Genomic DNA, 16,172 nt, shown 5'->3' with positions numbered 1-16,172 from the left:
GGACAAGGTGGCCGACGACGGCCGATCGTCCCCGATCACGGCCGCCGGCCGCACCCGGTTTTCCTGCGCCGCCCCGCCCTCAGGCAGCTTGCGGCACCGCCTTCAGGGCCCCTCCGAAACGCCGGGGGGGGGTGCGCCAATCGGCCCCAGTCCGGGCGAGCGCGGTGCCGGAAGGTCGATCAGGTCGCTGACACCGGCCACCTCCTGGAGCGTGCGGGCCAGCGAGACCAGGGTCCGCCGCACCTCCGCGAGCTGGGCGCGCAGCGCCGGCGCGTGCTCCCAGCCCCGCTCCCAGGCCACCGGGTCGCACTCCTCGGGCCGCTGGGACTCGTACGCGGTCAGCCGGGGATGCCAGGAGGCGAGCAGCGGGCGCAGTACGCGGTTGAGGACCGTGACCGCGAGGACACCGAAGCTGACGTGGCCCGGCGCGAGCGGAGGCGCCACGTCCGGGCCGTAGCGGCGCAGGATCTCGCGGGTGGTGTTGAAGAAGGTGTACAGCGACGACAGCGCCTCGCGCAGGAAGCCCTCCTCCGGGTCGAGCTCCTCGACCGACACGCGGGTCACCAGCTCCAGGTACAGCTCCCAGGCGGCACTGCGCTCGGCGTCGGCCGGCTGCCAGGTGCCGGAGATCTCGCCGACGAACGGAATCGCGAGCGTGGCCGTGATCTGCGACGGGCCGCTCGCCCGGCGTCGCCTGCGCTGACTGTGTCCCATGATCGCCCTCCCCACGTCCACAGTAGGGTAAGTCGCCGTGTGGGACGTCTTCCTCAGCTACAGCCGCGGTGATGTGGAGCAGGTCCGTCCGCTGGCGCGTGCGCTGCGCGAGGGCGGTCTGGCGGTGTTCACGGACGAGAGCGGTGTGGCCTCCTTCGCCGGGATCAGCGACACCATCCGCCGCGAACTGGCCCGCTCCAGAGCGCTCCTGGCGTACTACTCCACGGCCTACCCCGAACGGGAGGCTTGTCAGTGGGAGCTGACCACGGCCTACCTGGCCGGGCTGGGGGAGGGCGACCCGCGCCGCCGGGTCATGGTCGTCAACCCGGAGCCGACGACCGGGCACATCCACCCGGTCGAGCTGCGCGACGCCCGCCACGCCCCGGCCCATGACCTCGCCGCGCTCGTGGCCGACGTACGCGCCCATGTGGCCCGGCTGGAGGGGCCCATGACGATCCGGGAGCACCGGACGGGCCTGCGCGGACCCGCCGGCTTCCTGGGCCGGCTGCCGGAGCTGTGGCAGGTGCACTCCGCCCTGCACGCCCACTCCGCGCCCCTGGTCACCGGCCGGGCCGTGGCCCGCGCGGCGCAGATCCGGGGCATGGCGGGCATCGGCAAGACGGCCCTCGCGCAGGAGTACGCCGTCCGCTTCGAGGCCGCGTATCCGGGCGGGGTCTTCCGGGTGGACGGCGAGGCGTACGACGACTCGCTGCGCGCCCTCGGCATCGGACGGTCGTACGAGGGTCTGGAGGGCATCGGTGAACCGTTCCTGTGGATCGTCGACTCCCTCCCCGCGGGCCGCCTCGGGCCACGGGCCGTCGCGGACCTGACCCCGCCCCATCCGCTGGCCCACACCCTGTTCACGCTGCGCAGCAGGGCCTACGACGTGCTGGGCGCGGCCGTCGACCTGGGGCCGCTCGACGCCCGGCACGCCCGTGAGCTGGCCGGTGACGAGGCGCTGGCCGAGGCGGTGGGCGGGCATCCGCTCGCGCTGGCGCTGCTGGGCCGCGAGGTGCGGGCCGGTCATCGGCCGCACACGCTGTACGACCGGCTGCACGCGCGCGGCAGATCGCTGCTCGACACGCTGGCGGGGGAGGAGGTCACGGCACGTCTCGTGCACGACGTGACCGGCGAGGACGCCGCCGACGTGCTGCGCTGCGCCGCCGCCCTGCACCCGCTGCCCGTCACCGCCGAGGACACGGCGCGCGTGCTGGCCACCGCCGACCGTGTGCCGCGCGCGGTGGCCCGGCGCCGCGCCGCGAACGGCATCGCGGAACTGCATGTGCGCAGCCTGCTCGCACCCGCGGTCGTGCCCAGCCGTCCCGACGACGGCCGCAGTCGGCTCGCGCCCGCACCCACGGCCGTGCCCAGCCGTCCCGACGGCGGCCTGCGCGACGGTACGGCCGCCGACACCGACGCGGGCTGGCAGCCGCACCCCGTGACCCTGCACGCCTGGTACCACCACGACCCGGCCCCCGCCCGCACCGAGGCGCTGCGCCGGGCCGCGCTGCGGACGCTGGACGACGAGCGCGCCGGCCCGGTTACGCTGGCCTTCCCCGGTAGCCGGAGGGAGGCCCCCATGGCAGCGCCCAGCGAGTCGGAGCGGATGGCCGCCTTCGACCTCCAGGTCGAACTCGTCACCCGCATCGGCGTGCAGGAACTCGCGCCGGGCACCGGCAGTCTGCGGGAGGCCCTCACCTCGCTGAAGTCGCTGATCGACTTCACGCGCGCCACACTGCGCACGTACAGCATCCGCCTGGAGCCGGGCTCGGCGACCGGCTCGCCGACGGTCCAGGACCTCGCCTACACCCTCGTCAACGACGTCATCCGCCCCTTCACCGCCGCCTGGCACCCCCGCCTCGCCGCCCACGAGGCCCGTCGCCCCGAGGGCGTCGCGCCCTTCGACCACGAGACGTCCTGGGCCGAGTCGGACGCCATGCGCGGCGAACTCGCCGCCCTGCGCGAGCCGTTGCGGCGGATCGTGACCGGGCTCGGGGACATCTCCGGGGCCGACTTCGGGGTGGAGACGGCCGGCTAGCCACCGCCCAGCCCTGGAGGAACACATGCCCGCAGGCCGCGCCGCCCCCGAACTCGAAGGCCTGACCACCGAGGACGCCGCCTTCCTGCACACGGTGACCGAACGCCTCGCCACCCTCCCCACCGTCCACGCCGTCGCCCTCGGTGGCTCCCGCGCCCAGGGCACCCACCGCCCCGACAGCGACTGGGACCTCGCCGTCTACTACCGCGGCCCCTTCGACCCGGCCGGCCTGCGCGCCCTCGGCTGGGAGGGCGAGGTCTCCGAACTCGGCGCCTGGGGTGGCGGCGTCTTCAACGGCGGCGCCTGGCTCACCATCGACGACCGCCGCGTGGACGTGCACTACCGCGACCTCGACGTGGTCGAACACGAACTCGCGGAGGCGGAGGAGGGGCGGTTCCGGGTGGAGCCGCTGCTGTTCCACCTGGCCGGCATCCCGAGCTATCTGGTGGTGGCGGAGCTGGCGATCAATCGGGTGTTGTGGGGGGAGGTGGCGGGGCCGGTGGGGTACCCCGAGAAACTGCGGGCCGCCGCTGCCGAACGCTGGCACGGCACCGCCCTGGCCACCCTCGGCTACGCCAAGGCCAACCACGCCCCCGCGGGCCGTCTGACCGAGGTCGCCGGCGCCGTCGCCGTGGCTGCGACGCAGGCCGCGCATGCCGTGCTGGCCGCGCGCGGGGAGTGGGTGACCAACGAGAAGCGGCTGCTGGAGCGGGCCGGGCTGCGCGGCCTCGACCATGTCGTCGCGGGCCTCCGCCCCGATGCCGACCGGCTGATCGCGGCGGTCGGTGAAGCGGAGCGGGTGTGCCGGGACGCGGTGGACATGGCGGGGGACTGACATGGCGTCACTGCCATTGCGTTCATAAAGAAAACGACTTCCCGGCCATCGTTCACATCCAGGAAACACGCTGGTGCCTTCGTTTCCAAGAAGGCGCACTACTCTGGGGCCCACAGCTCACAGCCCGGCCACCGTCGTCCGAGATGCACCCCGCCCTCGTACGGACAGGAGCCCCGTGTTGCGCAACCTCGTTCTTCCGCCCTGGATCGCTCATGCTCTGCGGGCCCAGCGGGGGCCTGTGCCCTGGGGGGCGGTGGGGCGTGGTGTGTCGGCGGCGGGGCCGTTGGTGGTGGGGGCGTTGGTCGTCGGGCGGGTGTCGCTCGGGGTCGTCGCGGCCATCGGTGCGATGTTGGCCGGGATCAACGACCGTCCCGGGAGCCGGCGTTCGGCGGTGAAGCGGATCGGGGTGCCCGCGCTGGCGGGGGCGTTCGGGCTCGGGGCCGGGGTGTACGCCGGGCAGCATGCGGGGGCCTTAGTGCTGAGCGCCGGGTTGCTGGTGCTCGGGGTGCTCGCCGGGTGCGTCAGTGCCGTGGGGCCCGTGGCCTCCTCCGCGGGTACGCAGGTGCTGGTCGCCGCGGCGGTCGGGGCCGGGATGCCGCTCGGCGAGCCGGGATGGCTCGGGGCGGTCGCCTTCGGCGGCGGGGCCGGTTGGCTGTTGCTGCTGCGGGTCGTGGTGCCCGGGCCGGGGGCCCTCGCCGGGGACTTCCGGTTCGACGGGGAGCGGGCGGCCGTGGCCCGGGTGTACGACGCCATCGCGGAGCTCCTCGACGCCGCAGGGACCGACGCCGCCGTGCCCCGCCGAGCCGCCCTCACCGCCGCCCTCGACCAGGCCCAGGACGCCCTCGGCGGACCCCGGCTCCGAAGGGGCGCGACCTCCACGGCCGAGCGCCGGCTGCACGCCCAGTACGCCGCGGCTCTGCCGCTCGCGGAGGCGGCGACGGCGTTGGCCTGGTCGGGGGAGGGCGGGGGCGCGTCGGCCTGGTCCCGGGAGGACGTCAGTGGGCGGTCTGGGGAGGCCACGGCCGAGGCGGTCCGGTCTGGGGAGAGCGTCGGTGGGTGGTCCGGGGAAGCCGATGGCAGGTGGTCGGCGGAGGCCGGGGCCGCGGAGGCCTGGCCCTCGAAGGGCGTCCCCGGGTCGGCCTGCGTGGCCGGTGGCGTGCGGTCCGGGCAGGGCGTCAGCGGGCCGTATCGGGAGGTTTCGGCTGGGGGCGGCGCCCTCGGTGGGCGGTCCCGGGAAGGTGCTGTCGGGGTCGCGGGGGCCGGGCGCGCCGGGGCGGCCTTGCGGCGGTTGGCCAGGGTGGTGCGTGAGGGTGGGCACAGCGGGCCGTTGCCCGCGCCCCGCAGGGCCGGGCCTGCGCTGCGGGCGCTCGACGACGCGCTGCTGAAGGCCGCCGAGGCCTTCGACCAGGGGGACGGCGGGGATCTTCACACGCGTCGGCGCGGAGCCCGAGAGCTGCTGCGTACGGCATTCGGGGCCGGCGGGCGGGAGTACGGGTTCCGGGCGGGGTTGGCGTTCGGGGGCAGTGCCGCCGTGGCGCAGTGGCTGCACCACGCCCAGTGGTACGGGTCGCACACCCACTGGTACTGGCTGCCCGCCACCGCCGTCTTCCTCGTCAAGCCGGACCTGGGCCCGCTGGTCTCCCGGGTGCTGTGCCGGGCCGCGGGGACCGTGCTCGGGGCGCTGGTCTTCGCCGGCCTCGCCGCCGTACTGCCGCGGCCCGCGGGGCTCGTCGCCGTTGTGGCCGTGTGCGGGGCGCTCATTCCCGTCGCCACCCGGCATTTCGCCGCGCAGACCGCTGTCGTGACCGTGCTGGTGCTCGCCCTGGTCATGGTGGGCGGCGAACCGCAGGCCTCCGTGGGCCGGATCGGTGAGACGCTGCTGGCCTGCGTGATCGTCCTCGTCGTGGGTCATCTCCCGGTGCCGGGGCAGCGGGGCGGTGGCGTACATGCACGGCTCGCCGCGGCCGCCGGCGCCGCGCGGCGCTACCTCGCGCAGGTGATGAGCGGCTCCGACGACCGCGCCCGGCGCTGGGTCCTGCGCCGCGAGGCCTACCGCACGCTCGCCGAGGCCCGTGCCGCCATCGCCCTGGCCGCCGCCGAGCTGCCCGCCCTCGCCCGGCACGCCCACGGCGCCGACGAGGCCGCCGCCCTGCTGGAGCGGCTCGTCGACACCACGACCGCCTGCGCCGTCCACCTCGACGACACCGGCCGGCTGACCCCACGGCACACCCGCCTGGTCGGGGACCTTCTGGACCGTCTCGCGGCCCACGCGGAGCGGACCGGGCTACGGCTTCCCGACCTCGCCGTCGACGTCCCCGGTCGGCCACCGTGCCGTGCCGTGGCCGTATAGCGTCCCGCGGCGGGTCCGGAGGCGCCGGCCTAGGCGTCGTACGACCGCCCGGCGACGAGTCCGGAGGCGCCGGCCTCGGCGTCGTACGACCGCCCGGCGACGGGTCCGGAGGCGCCGGCCTAGGCGTCGTACGACCGCCCGGCGACGGGTCCGGAGGCGCCGGCCTCGGCGCGTCGTACGACCGCCCGGGTCCGCCCTTGCGGCAGATGCCCTCATGAAGGCCTGCGCCCTCACGCACCAAGCCGCACCCACACCGGCGCATGGTCGGAGCCGACCGCACCCCGGCGCCGTGTCGGGTCCTCGCCCACCGACGGCAGGCGCGGCGGGCCGGCGTCCGGCAGGCCGGTGCCCGCGGTCGTCACGCGGTGGATGAGGCGATGGCTGAGCAGGATGTGGTCGATCAGCTCGCGGCGGCCGGAATGGACCCGGGAGAAGCGTTCGTCGGCCGGGATGTGCCCGGCCACGTTCCACAGCCGCTCCGCGTCGCCCAGGTCGGGCCGGTCGAAGCCCGCCGTGGCCAGCTCGGAGCCGGGCGGGCCGAGCAGCAGCTGGGTGGTGGCGGCGTGCTCGTCGTCGTTGAGGTCGCCGAGCACCGCCACGTCCCGCACCCGGCCGTCGCCCGCGAGCAGCTGCCCGGCCAGCTCGCGCAGCGCCGCCGCCTCGGCGGCCCGGCGGAACAGGGCGTAGGCGCCGAAGCGGACCCGCTCGCCCTCGTCGAGGGGATGGAAACGCTTGTTCGGATACGTCAGCAGCTTGGACTTCAGATGCGCCACCGCCACCCGCAGCGGGCCCGCGTCCCCGTCCGTCTCCACGGCCAGCAGACCACGCCCGGCCTTGCCCGTCGTACCGCCCTTGTCCTCCGTCTGCACCGGCCGCAGCCGCGCCGCGAACGCCTTCGTGTCGGCCAGCACCCGCAGCGGCGTACGGCTGAGGACGCCGACGCGGATGCCGCGGTGGTCGGGGTGCCCGGACAGTACGGTGTGCCAGTCGCCGCCCACCGTCGTGACCAGGTCGGCCAGCGCCGCGGGCTCCCCGACCTCCTGCACGCCCAGCAGCGCCGGGTCCAGCTCCGTGATCACCGCGGCCAGGGCGGCCAGCTTCGTGTCGTACGCGGCCCTGTCCTCGGGCCCGAACGGCCCCCCTGGCCGGTAGAGGTTCTCCAGGTTCCAGGTGCCCAGGAGCAATGCCGGCTCCTTCCGGTAGAGCCACACGGCCCGGCGTACATCGGCGAGCGAGCCACACGCTCCGCCCGGTCCGACTACGTTGGCGTGGTGAGCCAGACCCCCGCCGACCTCATCATCACCGGATGCACCGTGCTCGTGCACGACGATCAAGAGCGGATCGGGTTCCGCGAGGACGCCGCGATCGTCGTACGGGGCGGGGCCGTCGCAGCCGTCACCGATGCCGTCGAGGCCCTGGACGTACCGGCCGCCGAGCGCATCGACGCGCGCGGCCAGGTGGCCATGCCCGGCCTGGTCAACTGCCACACGCACGCCCCGATGGTCGCCCTGCGCGGTCTCGCCGAGGACCTGCCGACCGAGGAGTGGTTCAACGACGTCGTCTGGCCGGTGGAGGTCAACCTCACCGAGCAGGACGTGGCGCTGGGCGCGCGGCTGGCCTGCGCCGAGATGATCCGCGGCGGCGTGACCTGCTTCGCCGACCACTACTTCGCGATGGACGCGGTCGCCGACGTCGTCGCCGAGTGCGGGATGCGCGCCCACCTCGGGCAGGCGTACTTCTCCTCGCAGGAGCCCCAAGGGCGCGAGGCTTCACTGGAGTTCGCGCTGCGGCACCGCGGCGGCGCGGGCGGCAGGATCACCACCGCCCTCGCCCCGCACGCCCCCTACACCGTCACCGACGACGACCTCGCCGCCACCGCCGCCCTCGCGCACGAGCACGGCCTGCCCGTGCATCTGCACGCCGCCGAGAACCGCGACCAGGCCGAGACCAGCCTCGCCCGGCACGGCGCCACCCCCATCGAGGTCCTGGAGCGCACCGGCCTGCTCGGGACCGAGCTGCTCATCGCCCACGGCACCGGCATCCTGGACCGCGACCTGCCCGTCCTGGAGCGGGCCCGCGGCCGGATCGCCGTGGCGAGCGCGCCCCGCGGCTATCTGAAGTTCGCCTGGCCCACCACCACGCCCGTCCGCGCACTGCGCGCCCTCGGCATCCCCGTCGGCCTCGCCACGGACGGCGCCGCCTCCAACAACTCCCTCGACGTCTGGGAGTCGATGGCGCTCACCGCGCTGGTGCAGAAGTCCACCGAGGGCGACCCGCGCTGGCTGACCTCCCGTCAGGCCCTGCATCACGCCACGCTGCAGAGCGCACAGGCCGTCGGACTGGGCGACCGGGTGGGCCGTATCGCACCCGGTCTGCGCGCCGACATCGTCCTCGTCGACCTCACCGGGCCGCACACCCAGCCCGTCCACGACCTCGCCGCCACCCTCGTGCACAGCGCCCGCGCGGCGGACGTGACCACCACCATCGTCGACGGCCGTGTCCTGATGCGCGACCGCGAGCTGCTGACCATCGATGTCCCGGCCGTCGTGCGGGAGTTGGGCACACGACTGCCCGCCCTCGTCGACCGCGGGCACGGGACAAGGATCCAGGAGTACGACGCATAGGCCGAGGCATATGGAACTGGGGCCCGGCAGCGCGGCACATGGGCCGAGGCATACGGCACTTGGGCCCGGCAGTACGACACATGGGTCGAGGCGTACGGCACTTGGGCTCGGCAGTACGACACCTAGGCCGAGACGTACGGCACTTGGGCCCGGCAGCGCGGCACCTGGGCCCAGGCATACGGCACATGGGCCCAGCAGTACGACACATAGGCTGACCTCCATGGATCCCGCCGACGGACTCATCGCCAGCCCCCACGACGTCAACCGCCGTCTGCGCGAGAGCGCGCCCGTGCACCGCATCACCGGCACCGACGGCAACCCCGCCTGGCTCGTCACCCGGTACGAGGACGCGCGCCGGGCGCTCGCCGACCCGCGCCTCTCCCTCGACAAACGGCATGCGACGCCCGGCAACTACCGGGGGTTCGCCCTGCCGCCGGCCCTGGACGCCAACCTCCTCAACATGGACCCGCCCGACCACACCCGCATCCGCCGGCTGGTCGCCCGCGCCTTCACCCCGCGCCGCGTCGAGCAGTTGCGCCCTCCGATCCGCCGGACCGCCGACCGGCTCCTGGACGCCCTCGGCCCGCACGGCACCACCGACCTCGTCGCCTCCTACGCCGCACCCCTGCCCATCACCGTCATCTGCGACCTGCTCGGTGTGCCGGAGGACCACAGGCGGGACTTCCGGGTCTGGACCGACAGCCTCGTCGCGCCGGACCCGGCCCGCCCGCAGGCCGCCAAGGAGGCCGTCGCCGGGCTGCTCGGCTTCTTCACCGACCTGCTCGCCGCCAAGCGGAAGGAGCGCGCCGACGACCTGCTCTCCGACCTGATCGCGGTCCGCGAGGAGGGCGACCGGCTCGGCGAGGACGAGCTGATGTCCCTCGCGTTCCTCATCCTCTTCGCGGGCTACGAGAACACCGTGCAGCTCATCGGCAACGCGGTCCTCGGACTCCTGAACCACCCGGACCAGCTCGCCGCCCTGCGCGCGGACCCGGCCCTGCTGCCCGCCGCCGTCGAGGAGTTCGCCCGCCACGAAGGCCCGGCCCTGCTCGCCATCCGGCGCTTCACCACCGAGGACGTCACCTTCGGCGAAGTCACCGTCCCGGCCGGGGAGACCGTGCTGGTCTCCCTCGCCGCCGCCAACCGCGACCCCGCCCGCTTCCCCGAGCCCGACCGGCTCCTCCTCGACCGCGACACCTCCGGCCATCTGGCCCTCGGCCACGGCATCCACTACTGCCTGGGCGCCCCGCTGGCCCGGGCCGAGACCGAGATCGCGGTGGCCGCACTGCTGGAGCGCTTCCCCGAACTCGCCCTCGACGAGCCCGATTCCGAGCCGCGCTGGCGTGCGTCCCTGCGCGCCCGCGGACTGGCCGCGCTGCCGGTGACGTACGCGACGCAGCGCAGGACGGACGCGCCTCATCGTCGTACGGAAAAAATCTTGTGACCGAGCGATGAGTTCCGCCCCTCCCTGCGGTCACCACCCCGAACGGGACCGTTGCACAGGAGGGGCCATGTCGCTTCCGGAGATCGTCTCGCGGGCTCAGTGGCGCGCGCGACGCGAGGAACTGCTGCTCAAGGAGAAGGTGGTGACGCGCGCGCGGGACGTGCTGAACGCCGAGCGGCGCAGACTGCCCATGGTCGAGGTGGCCGAGGAGTACGTCTTCGAGGGCGGCGACGGAAAGGCCACCCTCCTCGACCTCTTCGAGGGGCGGGACCAACTCGTCGTCTACCACTTCATGTTCGCCCCGGACTGGGAGGCGGGCTGCCGCAGCTGCTCGGCGTTCCTGGACCAGATCGGGCATCTCGCCCATCTGCAGGCCCGCAACACCTCCTTCGCGGCGGTGTCCCGGGCGCCGTACACGCGGATTCTGCCCTTCAAGGCACGGATGGGCTGGACCGTGCCCTGGTACTCGTCGTACGAAAGCGACTTCAACCAGGACTTCGAGGTGACCCTGGAGCAGGAGGGGGAGCTGGTGGAGCGGCCCGGCATCAGCTGCTTCCTGCGGGACCTCGACCGGGTGTTCCACACCTACTCGGCCTTCGAGCGCGGACTGGACGGGCTCGGTTCGACCACCAGCCTGCTCGACCTGACCGCGCTGGGCCGCCAGGAGGAATGGGAGGAACCGAAGGGGCGCGCGTCGGCCTTCGGGGCGCCCGCGGGGAGTGAGAGGATCCGCTATCACGACGAGTACGAGGACTGACACGAAGCGTGCCCGGTCCGTATGCGGAAGTCCCTGAGACCCGGCTCACATGCGACGCTGAACGAGTGTCAACTATGTCTCAGTCCCGTCACTGAACGAGGCTTTTCCCCTTTCACAGGCGTTAACTCATATCAGTACGACGCTTTGTGGAGGTGCAGGATGGTGAACGGGCGAAAGGTGCTCGAAGGCTTTCCCGCAGGCGGGCCCCGTGGTTCCTGGCCTGCCGAGGAGTTCGCGCAGGCCCGCCGTATGGAGGGGCTGCCCGCCGAGGTCGTGATGGACCTCGCCACGGACACGTTTCTGGTGATCGTCCGCGGCGACGGCGGGGAATGAGGCCGGTCGGTCAGCCCGCCTTCGGTGCGGGCAGCCGCGTGCTGAACTGCTCGGCCTGCAGGCCGTACAGCTCCGCGTAGATCCCGCCGGAGGCCAGCAGCTCGTCCGGGGTCCCGGACTCCACGAGCCGGCCCTCCGCCAGGACGTGCACCAGATCCGCGTGACGCACGGACGCCAGGCGGTGCGTGATCAGGACGACCGTCTGGCCGGTCCCGGCCAGGGCCCGGATCTTCTCGAACACCTCCAGCTCGGCCCGCGCGTCCAGCGCGGCGGTCGGCTCGTCGACGATCAGGATGCTGCCCTGCCGGTAGGCGGCCCGCGCGATGCCCAGGCGCTGCCACTGGCCGCCCGACAGCTCGTGTCCGCCGCTGAAGTTGCGGGCCAGCAGGGTGTCCAGGCCGCGCGGCAGGTCCGCGACGACATCCTCGGCGCCCGCCTCCGCGACCGCGGCCGCCAGGCGTTCCTCGGTCAGGGGTGCGGCCGGGCGCCCGATGCCGACGTTGACCTTCGCGGTGAACGGCCAGCGTTTGAAGTCCTGCGCGACCATCGCGATCCGCTCCGCGAGCTTCCGGCGGTCGGCGGTCGCCGCGTCCACGCCGTCCCAGAGGATCTTGCCCGAGTCCGGCATGTACAGCCCGGCGAGCAGCTTGACCAGGGTCGTCTTGCCCGAGCCGTTCTCGCCGACTAGCGCGACGATCCGGCCGAGCGGCAGGGAGAGGCTGACGTCGTCGAGGGCGGGGCGGGCCGCGTCACCCGGGTAGTTGAAGGTGACGTTCTCGAACCTGATCTCCTTCGGGCGCTCCGGCAGCGCGGCCCCGCCGACCGGGATCGCCCGCTCGGCCGCCTCCCGGTAGAGCCGCTGCAGATCGCCCACGAACAGCGCCTCCTCGTGCAGCTGGTTCACCTCCAGGACCAGGCTGTCCAGGCTGCCCGAGCCGGTGCGGATCGCGATCACGGCCGTGCCCGCCACCGACAGCGCCATCGTCCCGGCCAGCAGCAGTCCGCCCAGCGTGGCGTACGTCGCGACGGTCGCCAGGCCCGTCCACGCCGCCGCGATCAGCCCCGTACGGGCCGCGAGGCGTGCGAGGCGGGCCTGCTCGGCCTCCGCGGTCTCCGACATCGCGCGGAAGTGCCGCAGCAGGAACGGGCCCACGCCGTGCAGCCGGATCTCCGGGGCGGCGGCCGGTTCCGTCAGCAGGCCCTGCAGCAGATAGCCCGCCCGCGCGTGCTGCACCCAGGCGTGGAAGGACTCGTAGCGGCGGCGGGCGTTGGTCAGCGCGCCCCAGGCGCTCGGCAGGGTCATCGTCACCAGCAGCGGCAGCAGGGCAGGGTGCAGCACGGTCAGCACGCCCGCCGCCGCGATCAGCGAGATCATCGCGTTCACCAGCCGGGTCGCGTGGGCGATCATGCGGCGGGAGGAGGAGGCGCCGTACTGGGCGGTGTCCAGCAGCTTGTGGAAGGCGTGGTCCTCGATCGCGGCCAGCTCCACGGCCGCCGCCCGTTCCAGATACCGCTCGGTGGCCAGCCGCTCCACCTTCGGCTCCAGCCGTCCGGTGGCGTACGTCGACGCAGCCCGCAGCAGCGCGCCCAGCAGCAGGACGGCGGCCACGGTGACCAGGGCCGGAGCCGCTCCGCGCAGCCGGTCCTCGATCGGGCCGCCCGCCATCAGCCGGGCCAGCACGGCGTTCACCGCGAGCAGGTTCACCGCCTGGGCGAGGCCCCGGCCCGCCTCGGCGGCCAGCACGATCCGCGCGGCCCGGCGGTCGGCCTGCCAGGCCAGGGCCAGACTGGAGCCGAGCAGCGCGGGCAGCCGGGTGATCATGGCCCGGAAGCTCAGCTCCAGGAATGCGTCCGCGTGCTGGTTCCACCCCATGTCGTAGCGCAGCGGCCCGCCGAACAGCAGCCGCTCCGACTCGGACACGTCCTCCTGCCCCACCTGGCGTTTCCGCCGCGCCTTCCCCACCGGTGCCTCCCCGTGACCGTGGCCGGAGGGCCACTATCGCGGGGCCACCGCCGTGGTGGCAGGGCGCGCAGGAGTTTCCGCGGGTATGCGCGGGCGTGCGCGGGCTGCGTTCTTGTACAGGGGCTGTTTTGGCGTACGGCTGTGAGGGCCGCGGCCGGTTTCTCGTACGGCGGTGAGGGCCGGGCCTTTGTCGCGTACGGCGGTGAGGGCCGGGGCCTTTTTCGCGTACGGCCGTGAGCGCGGAGGTCGAGGCCGGCGGCGGCTCTGTGCGCTATGCGCTGACCGGCCGGGCCCAGGCCGGCGTCGTCCCCGTCAGGCGGCACAGCGCGAGGTAGAGGGGGATCGGCGGGCTGTAGGGGAGCGTGCCCTCGGGGCGGTGGATCAGACGCGGCCGGCCGGTCGTGAGGGCCTCGGGGACGAGGGCGCCGCGGGCGTAGTGCGCGGGGGCGGGCCAGTCGAGGGCGTAGTCGGAGTCGGAGGGCAGCAGCCACCACCAGTGCGCGTCGTCGGCGTAGACGCAGCCCACGCAGGGCAGGCGGGGCATCAGCTGCGGGCCGAGCCGGGCGGGCGTCGCGACCGCGTCGCAGCCCAGCGGGGCGGTCATGCCCGCGGGGACGGGCAGCTGCCGGGGCGTGTGCCCGGACCGTGTGTCGCGGCCCAGCCGGACCAGCGTGTCGAGGCTGAGCACCCGGCCGGCACCCGAGGCCGCGCTCACGCGGTCCTCCGCCCGGTGTCGTAGCGCTCGGCGGCCTCTTCCTCCTCGCCGGAGCCGCCCGGAGCCGGACCGGGCTTCGGGGGCGCACCCCAGCCGAGGTCGCACCGAGGTGCCTCGATGTCGATGGCGAGGTCGACGTTGATGCCGGTGTCGAGGTCGACGTTGATGCCGGTGTCGAGGGCGATGTCGGTGGTGATGCCCACCCAGGCCACGTCGTCGCCCGGCTCGGCCTCGCCCCGGCCCGCTGCGTCGCCGAAGGCATCCGCCTCGCCCCGGCCCGCTGCGTCGCCGAAGGCATCCGCGTCGGCTTGGCGCGGCAGGTCCACCCAGACCAGCAGGCCCGTGCCGTGTTCCTGGGCGCCCCAGGCGCGGCAGAGGGCCTCCACGAGAAGCAGTCCCCTGCCCTGTTCCTCCTCCGTGCGCTGGGCGCAGGGGTGGGGCTCGGTGGGGGCGCAGCCCTCGTCGCGCACGGCTATGCGCAGCAGCTCGTCGCCGTCGCGCAGCTCGCAGACGACGACGGAACTCGCCGTGTGCACGATCGCGTTGGTGACGAGCTCGGATATGACCAGAGCCGCGGTGTCACAGGTGTCCTCGCACACCGACCACCCGGCCAGCCGTGCCCGCGCCAGTCGTCTGGCCTGTGCGGGGGAGCCCGGGTGTGCGGCCAGCTCGAAACGGAACCGGCGCTCGGGCCCGTCCCCGAGGGGACCGGCTCCTGAGGCGGCGCCGAGGCCGAGAGGGCCCGTTGCGGCGTCTGTTCCTAAGGGCGCGGACGGAATCACGCTTGCCACTATCTCCCCGCCGTGAACACTTGGCAAGTGTCACTCTGAAAATTGCAGAGTGCTGTGTGACGGTGTGGAAGGCCGTGGCACACTGCTCGCAACAGCACGCCGAGCGGCGCCACTTGGGATCGCCGAGACCTCGGCCGGATATGTCCGGCCCGGCCTGATCTGTACGGAAAGTGTCCAGATCGGGCCGTTTTGGTGGGCATCGAGGATGACGCCCGAGGTTTCGAACGGGTCTTCGGATGGCGCCGCAGGGCTGTCGGGATTCTTCGGTGGAGGTGGAGGGTGAGCGAGCCGCGGTCCGCGCCGACGGTGGGGCAGGTCGTCCTCGGTCGGCGCCTGCTGGACCTGCGGGAACAGGCGGGGCTCAAGCGCGAGGAGGCGGCCCGCGTCCTGCGTGTCGCGCCGGCCACCGTCCGCCGGATGGAGATGGCCGAGGTCTCGCTCAAGATCCCGTACCTCCAGCTGCTCCTGAAGGCCTACGGCGTCCCCGACGACGAGGCCGAGGCCTTTGTGCAGCTGGCCGAGGAGGCCAACAAGCCCGGCTGGTGGCAGCGGTTCCACGACGTCCTGCCGGGCTGGTTCTCCATGCACGTCAGCCTGGAGGGGGCCGCGAGCCTCATCCGCAGCTACGAACCGCACTTCGTCCCCGGCCTGTTGCAGACCGAGGACTACGCGCGCGGGGTGATGCTCTCCGGCGCCGTCGGGCAGACCCGGCCCGACGACATCGAGCGGCATGTGGCCCTGCGCATGCAACGCCAGGGACTGCTCACCCGGGAAGGGGCGCCGCGTTTTTGGGCCGTGATGGACGAGACCGTGCTGCGCCGCCCGGTCGGCGGGCCGGAGGTGATGCGGGCCCAGATCGACAGACTGCTCGAGGTGGCGAAGCTGCCCAACGTCACGCTGCAGGTCGTCCCGTTCGCCACGGGGCCGCACCCCGGCACGTACGGGCCCTTCGTGCTGTTCCGATTCGCCGTGCCCGAACTGCCGGACATGGTCTACAGCGAGTACCTGACCGGGGCCGTCTATCTCGACGCGCGCACCGAGGTGGCCACTCATCTCGAGGTCATGGACCGCATGGCGGCGCAGGCCGCCACGGCACATCGCACGAAGGAGATCCTCCGGGATCTCCGCAAGGAGCTGTGAATGGATCGCATCGACCCCCAGTCCTGCCCGCGGATCCGCGGGCAGCGGATCTACAACGGCATGCCCGCCAGGGAGTTGGGCAGCGAGGGCTGGCACAAGCCCTGGAGCGGCGGCAACGGGGGCAACTGCCTGGAGGCGATGAAGCTCGCGGACGGCCGGATCGCCGTCCGGCAGTCCACCGACCCCGACGGGCCGGCGCTGATCTACACCTCCGACGAGATGACGGCCTTCATCGAGGGCGCCAAGGCGGGGGTGGCGGACTTCCTGCTGTCCTGAACGACCCTGCGCCGCACGTTTTTTAAGTCTGTGCCGAGATTTCAAGTCTGTGCTGAGACGCCGGTGGGGGGGGCGCCCCGGGGGGGGGGCGCCCCCCCCCGGGCGGCGGGGGCGGGGCGGGGGGAAACCTTAGGCCCCCAAACGCGCCGCCCGGGCCCCCCACCCGGGGACGGCCGCCCCCCCGCCCCGGCG

15 protein-coding genes are annotated in these 16,172 nt (G+C 73.7%); 9 read left to right on the top strand and 6 right to left on the bottom strand.

Going from position 1 to position 16,172, the window contains the following annotated elements; genetic code table 11:
* Positions 1 to 102 precede the first annotated feature (102 nt).
* Complete coding sequence (locus ACIQ6Y_RS07515; RefSeq protein WP_404034157.1) at positions 103 to 714, bottom strand: hypothetical protein; 612 nt, start codon at positions 712 to 714, stop codon at positions 103 to 105.
* A 37-nt stretch (positions 715 to 751) separates the two neighbouring features.
* Here ACIQ6Y_RS07515 and ACIQ6Y_RS07510 point away from each other — a divergent pair, with 37 nt between their 5' ends.
* Both ACIQ6Y_RS07510 and ACIQ6Y_RS07505 read left to right on the top strand, forming a co-directional pair.
* Positions 752 to 2,752 carry a TIR domain-containing protein gene (locus ACIQ6Y_RS07510; protein WP_404034155.1) on the top strand — a complete coding sequence of 667 codons (2,001 nt, stop codon included), beginning with the start codon at positions 752 to 754 and terminating at the stop codon, positions 2,750 to 2,752.
* A 25-nt stretch (positions 2,753 to 2,777) separates the two neighbouring features.
* Positions 2,778 to 3,587: a nucleotidyltransferase domain-containing protein gene (locus ACIQ6Y_RS07505; RefSeq protein WP_404034153.1), complete on the top strand. Its 810-nt coding sequence runs from the start codon at positions 2,778 to 2,780 to the stop codon at positions 3,585 to 3,587.
* A 210-nt stretch (positions 3,588 to 3,797) separates the two neighbouring features.
* On the opposite strand, the gene ACIQ6Y_RS07500 is transcribed toward ACIQ6Y_RS07505, so the two are convergent.
* Entirely contained in the window at positions 3,798 to 3,926 is a 129-nt protein-coding gene (locus tag ACIQ6Y_RS07500) for a hypothetical protein (RefSeq protein WP_404034151.1), read from the bottom strand.
* Positions 3,927 to 3,978: 52 nt separating this feature from the next.
* Between ACIQ6Y_RS07500 and ACIQ6Y_RS07495 the strand changes: the two genes are divergently transcribed.
* Positions 3,979 to 5,937 carry an FUSC family protein gene (locus ACIQ6Y_RS07495; RefSeq protein WP_404034149.1) on the top strand — a complete coding sequence of 653 codons (1,959 nt, stop codon included), beginning with the start codon at positions 3,979 to 3,981 and terminating at the stop codon, positions 5,935 to 5,937.
* A 230-nt stretch (positions 5,938 to 6,167) separates the two neighbouring features.
* Here ACIQ6Y_RS07495 and ACIQ6Y_RS07490 read toward each other — a convergent pair whose 3' ends face one another.
* The gene (locus ACIQ6Y_RS07490; protein WP_404034147.1) at positions 6,168 to 7,121 is read right to left on the bottom strand and encodes an endonuclease/exonuclease/phosphatase family protein; all 954 of its coding nucleotides are present in this window, start codon (positions 7,119 to 7,121) and stop codon (positions 6,168 to 6,170) included.
* A gap of 87 nt (positions 7,122 to 7,208) precedes the next feature.
* Here ACIQ6Y_RS07490 and ACIQ6Y_RS07485 point away from each other — a divergent pair, with 87 nt between their 5' ends.
* The 4 genes from ACIQ6Y_RS07485 to ACIQ6Y_RS07470 all read left to right on the top strand — a co-directional run bounded on the left by ACIQ6Y_RS07485 (position 7,209) and on the right by ACIQ6Y_RS07470 (position 11,095).
* Positions 7,209 to 8,561, top strand: a complete 1,353-nt coding sequence (locus tag ACIQ6Y_RS07485) for an amidohydrolase (protein WP_404034145.1) — start codon at positions 7,209 to 7,211, stop codon at positions 8,559 to 8,561.
* Between the two features lie 220 nt (positions 8,562 to 8,781).
* On the top strand, positions 8,782 to 10,005 hold the full coding sequence (locus ACIQ6Y_RS07480; RefSeq protein WP_404034143.1) for a cytochrome P450: 1,224 nt from the start codon (positions 8,782 to 8,784) through the stop codon (positions 10,003 to 10,005).
* A 67-nt stretch (positions 10,006 to 10,072) separates the two neighbouring features.
* Positions 10,073 to 10,762, top strand: a complete 690-nt coding sequence (locus ACIQ6Y_RS07475) for a DUF899 domain-containing protein (RefSeq protein WP_404034142.1) — start codon at positions 10,073 to 10,075, stop codon at positions 10,760 to 10,762.
* 159 nt (positions 10,763 to 10,921) lie between these two features.
* Positions 10,922 to 11,095: a hypothetical protein gene (locus tag ACIQ6Y_RS07470; protein ID WP_404034140.1), complete on the top strand. Its 174-nt coding sequence runs from the start codon at positions 10,922 to 10,924 to the stop codon at positions 11,093 to 11,095.
* Positions 11,096 to 11,105: 10 nt separating this feature from the next.
* On the opposite strand, the gene ACIQ6Y_RS07465 is transcribed toward ACIQ6Y_RS07470, so the two are convergent.
* The 3 genes from ACIQ6Y_RS07465 to ACIQ6Y_RS07455 form a co-directional block, all read right to left on the bottom strand.
* The gene (locus ACIQ6Y_RS07465) at positions 11,106 to 12,968 is read right to left on the bottom strand and encodes an ABC transporter ATP-binding protein (RefSeq protein ID WP_404036325.1); all 1,863 of its coding nucleotides are present in this window, start codon (positions 12,966 to 12,968) and stop codon (positions 11,106 to 11,108) included.
* Between the two features lie 361 nt (positions 12,969 to 13,329).
* Positions 13,330 to 13,773, bottom strand: coding sequence for a hypothetical protein (locus tag ACIQ6Y_RS07460; RefSeq protein WP_404034138.1), 444 nt, complete (start codon positions 13,771 to 13,773; stop codon positions 13,330 to 13,332).
* Positions 13,770 to 14,555 (bottom strand): ATP-binding protein, encoded by a 786-nt coding sequence (locus ACIQ6Y_RS07455; RefSeq protein ID WP_404034136.1) that lies wholly within the window; start codon positions 14,553 to 14,555, stop codon positions 13,770 to 13,772. Before ACIQ6Y_RS07455 ends, ACIQ6Y_RS07460 begins: the two co-directional genes overlap by 4 nt.
* Before the next feature lie 288 nt (positions 14,556 to 14,843).
* Between ACIQ6Y_RS07455 and ACIQ6Y_RS07450 the strand changes: the two genes are divergently transcribed.
* Both ACIQ6Y_RS07450 and ACIQ6Y_RS07445 read left to right on the top strand, forming a co-directional pair.
* Positions 14,844 to 15,704 carry a helix-turn-helix transcriptional regulator gene (locus tag ACIQ6Y_RS07450; protein WP_404034134.1) on the top strand — a complete coding sequence of 287 codons (861 nt, stop codon included), beginning with the start codon at positions 14,844 to 14,846 and terminating at the stop codon, positions 15,702 to 15,704.
* Positions 15,705 to 15,980, top strand: coding sequence for a DUF397 domain-containing protein (locus ACIQ6Y_RS07445; protein ID WP_404034132.1), 276 nt, complete (start codon positions 15,705 to 15,707; stop codon positions 15,978 to 15,980).
* The last annotated feature ends 192 nt before the right edge of the window (positions 15,981 to 16,172 follow it).

This window comes from Streptomyces sp. NPDC096205 (assembly GCF_044763135.1).
Lineage (GTDB): Bacteria > Actinomycetota > Actinomycetes > Streptomycetales > Streptomycetaceae > Streptomyces.
This window is presented reverse-complemented; position numbering and strand designations above follow the sequence as displayed.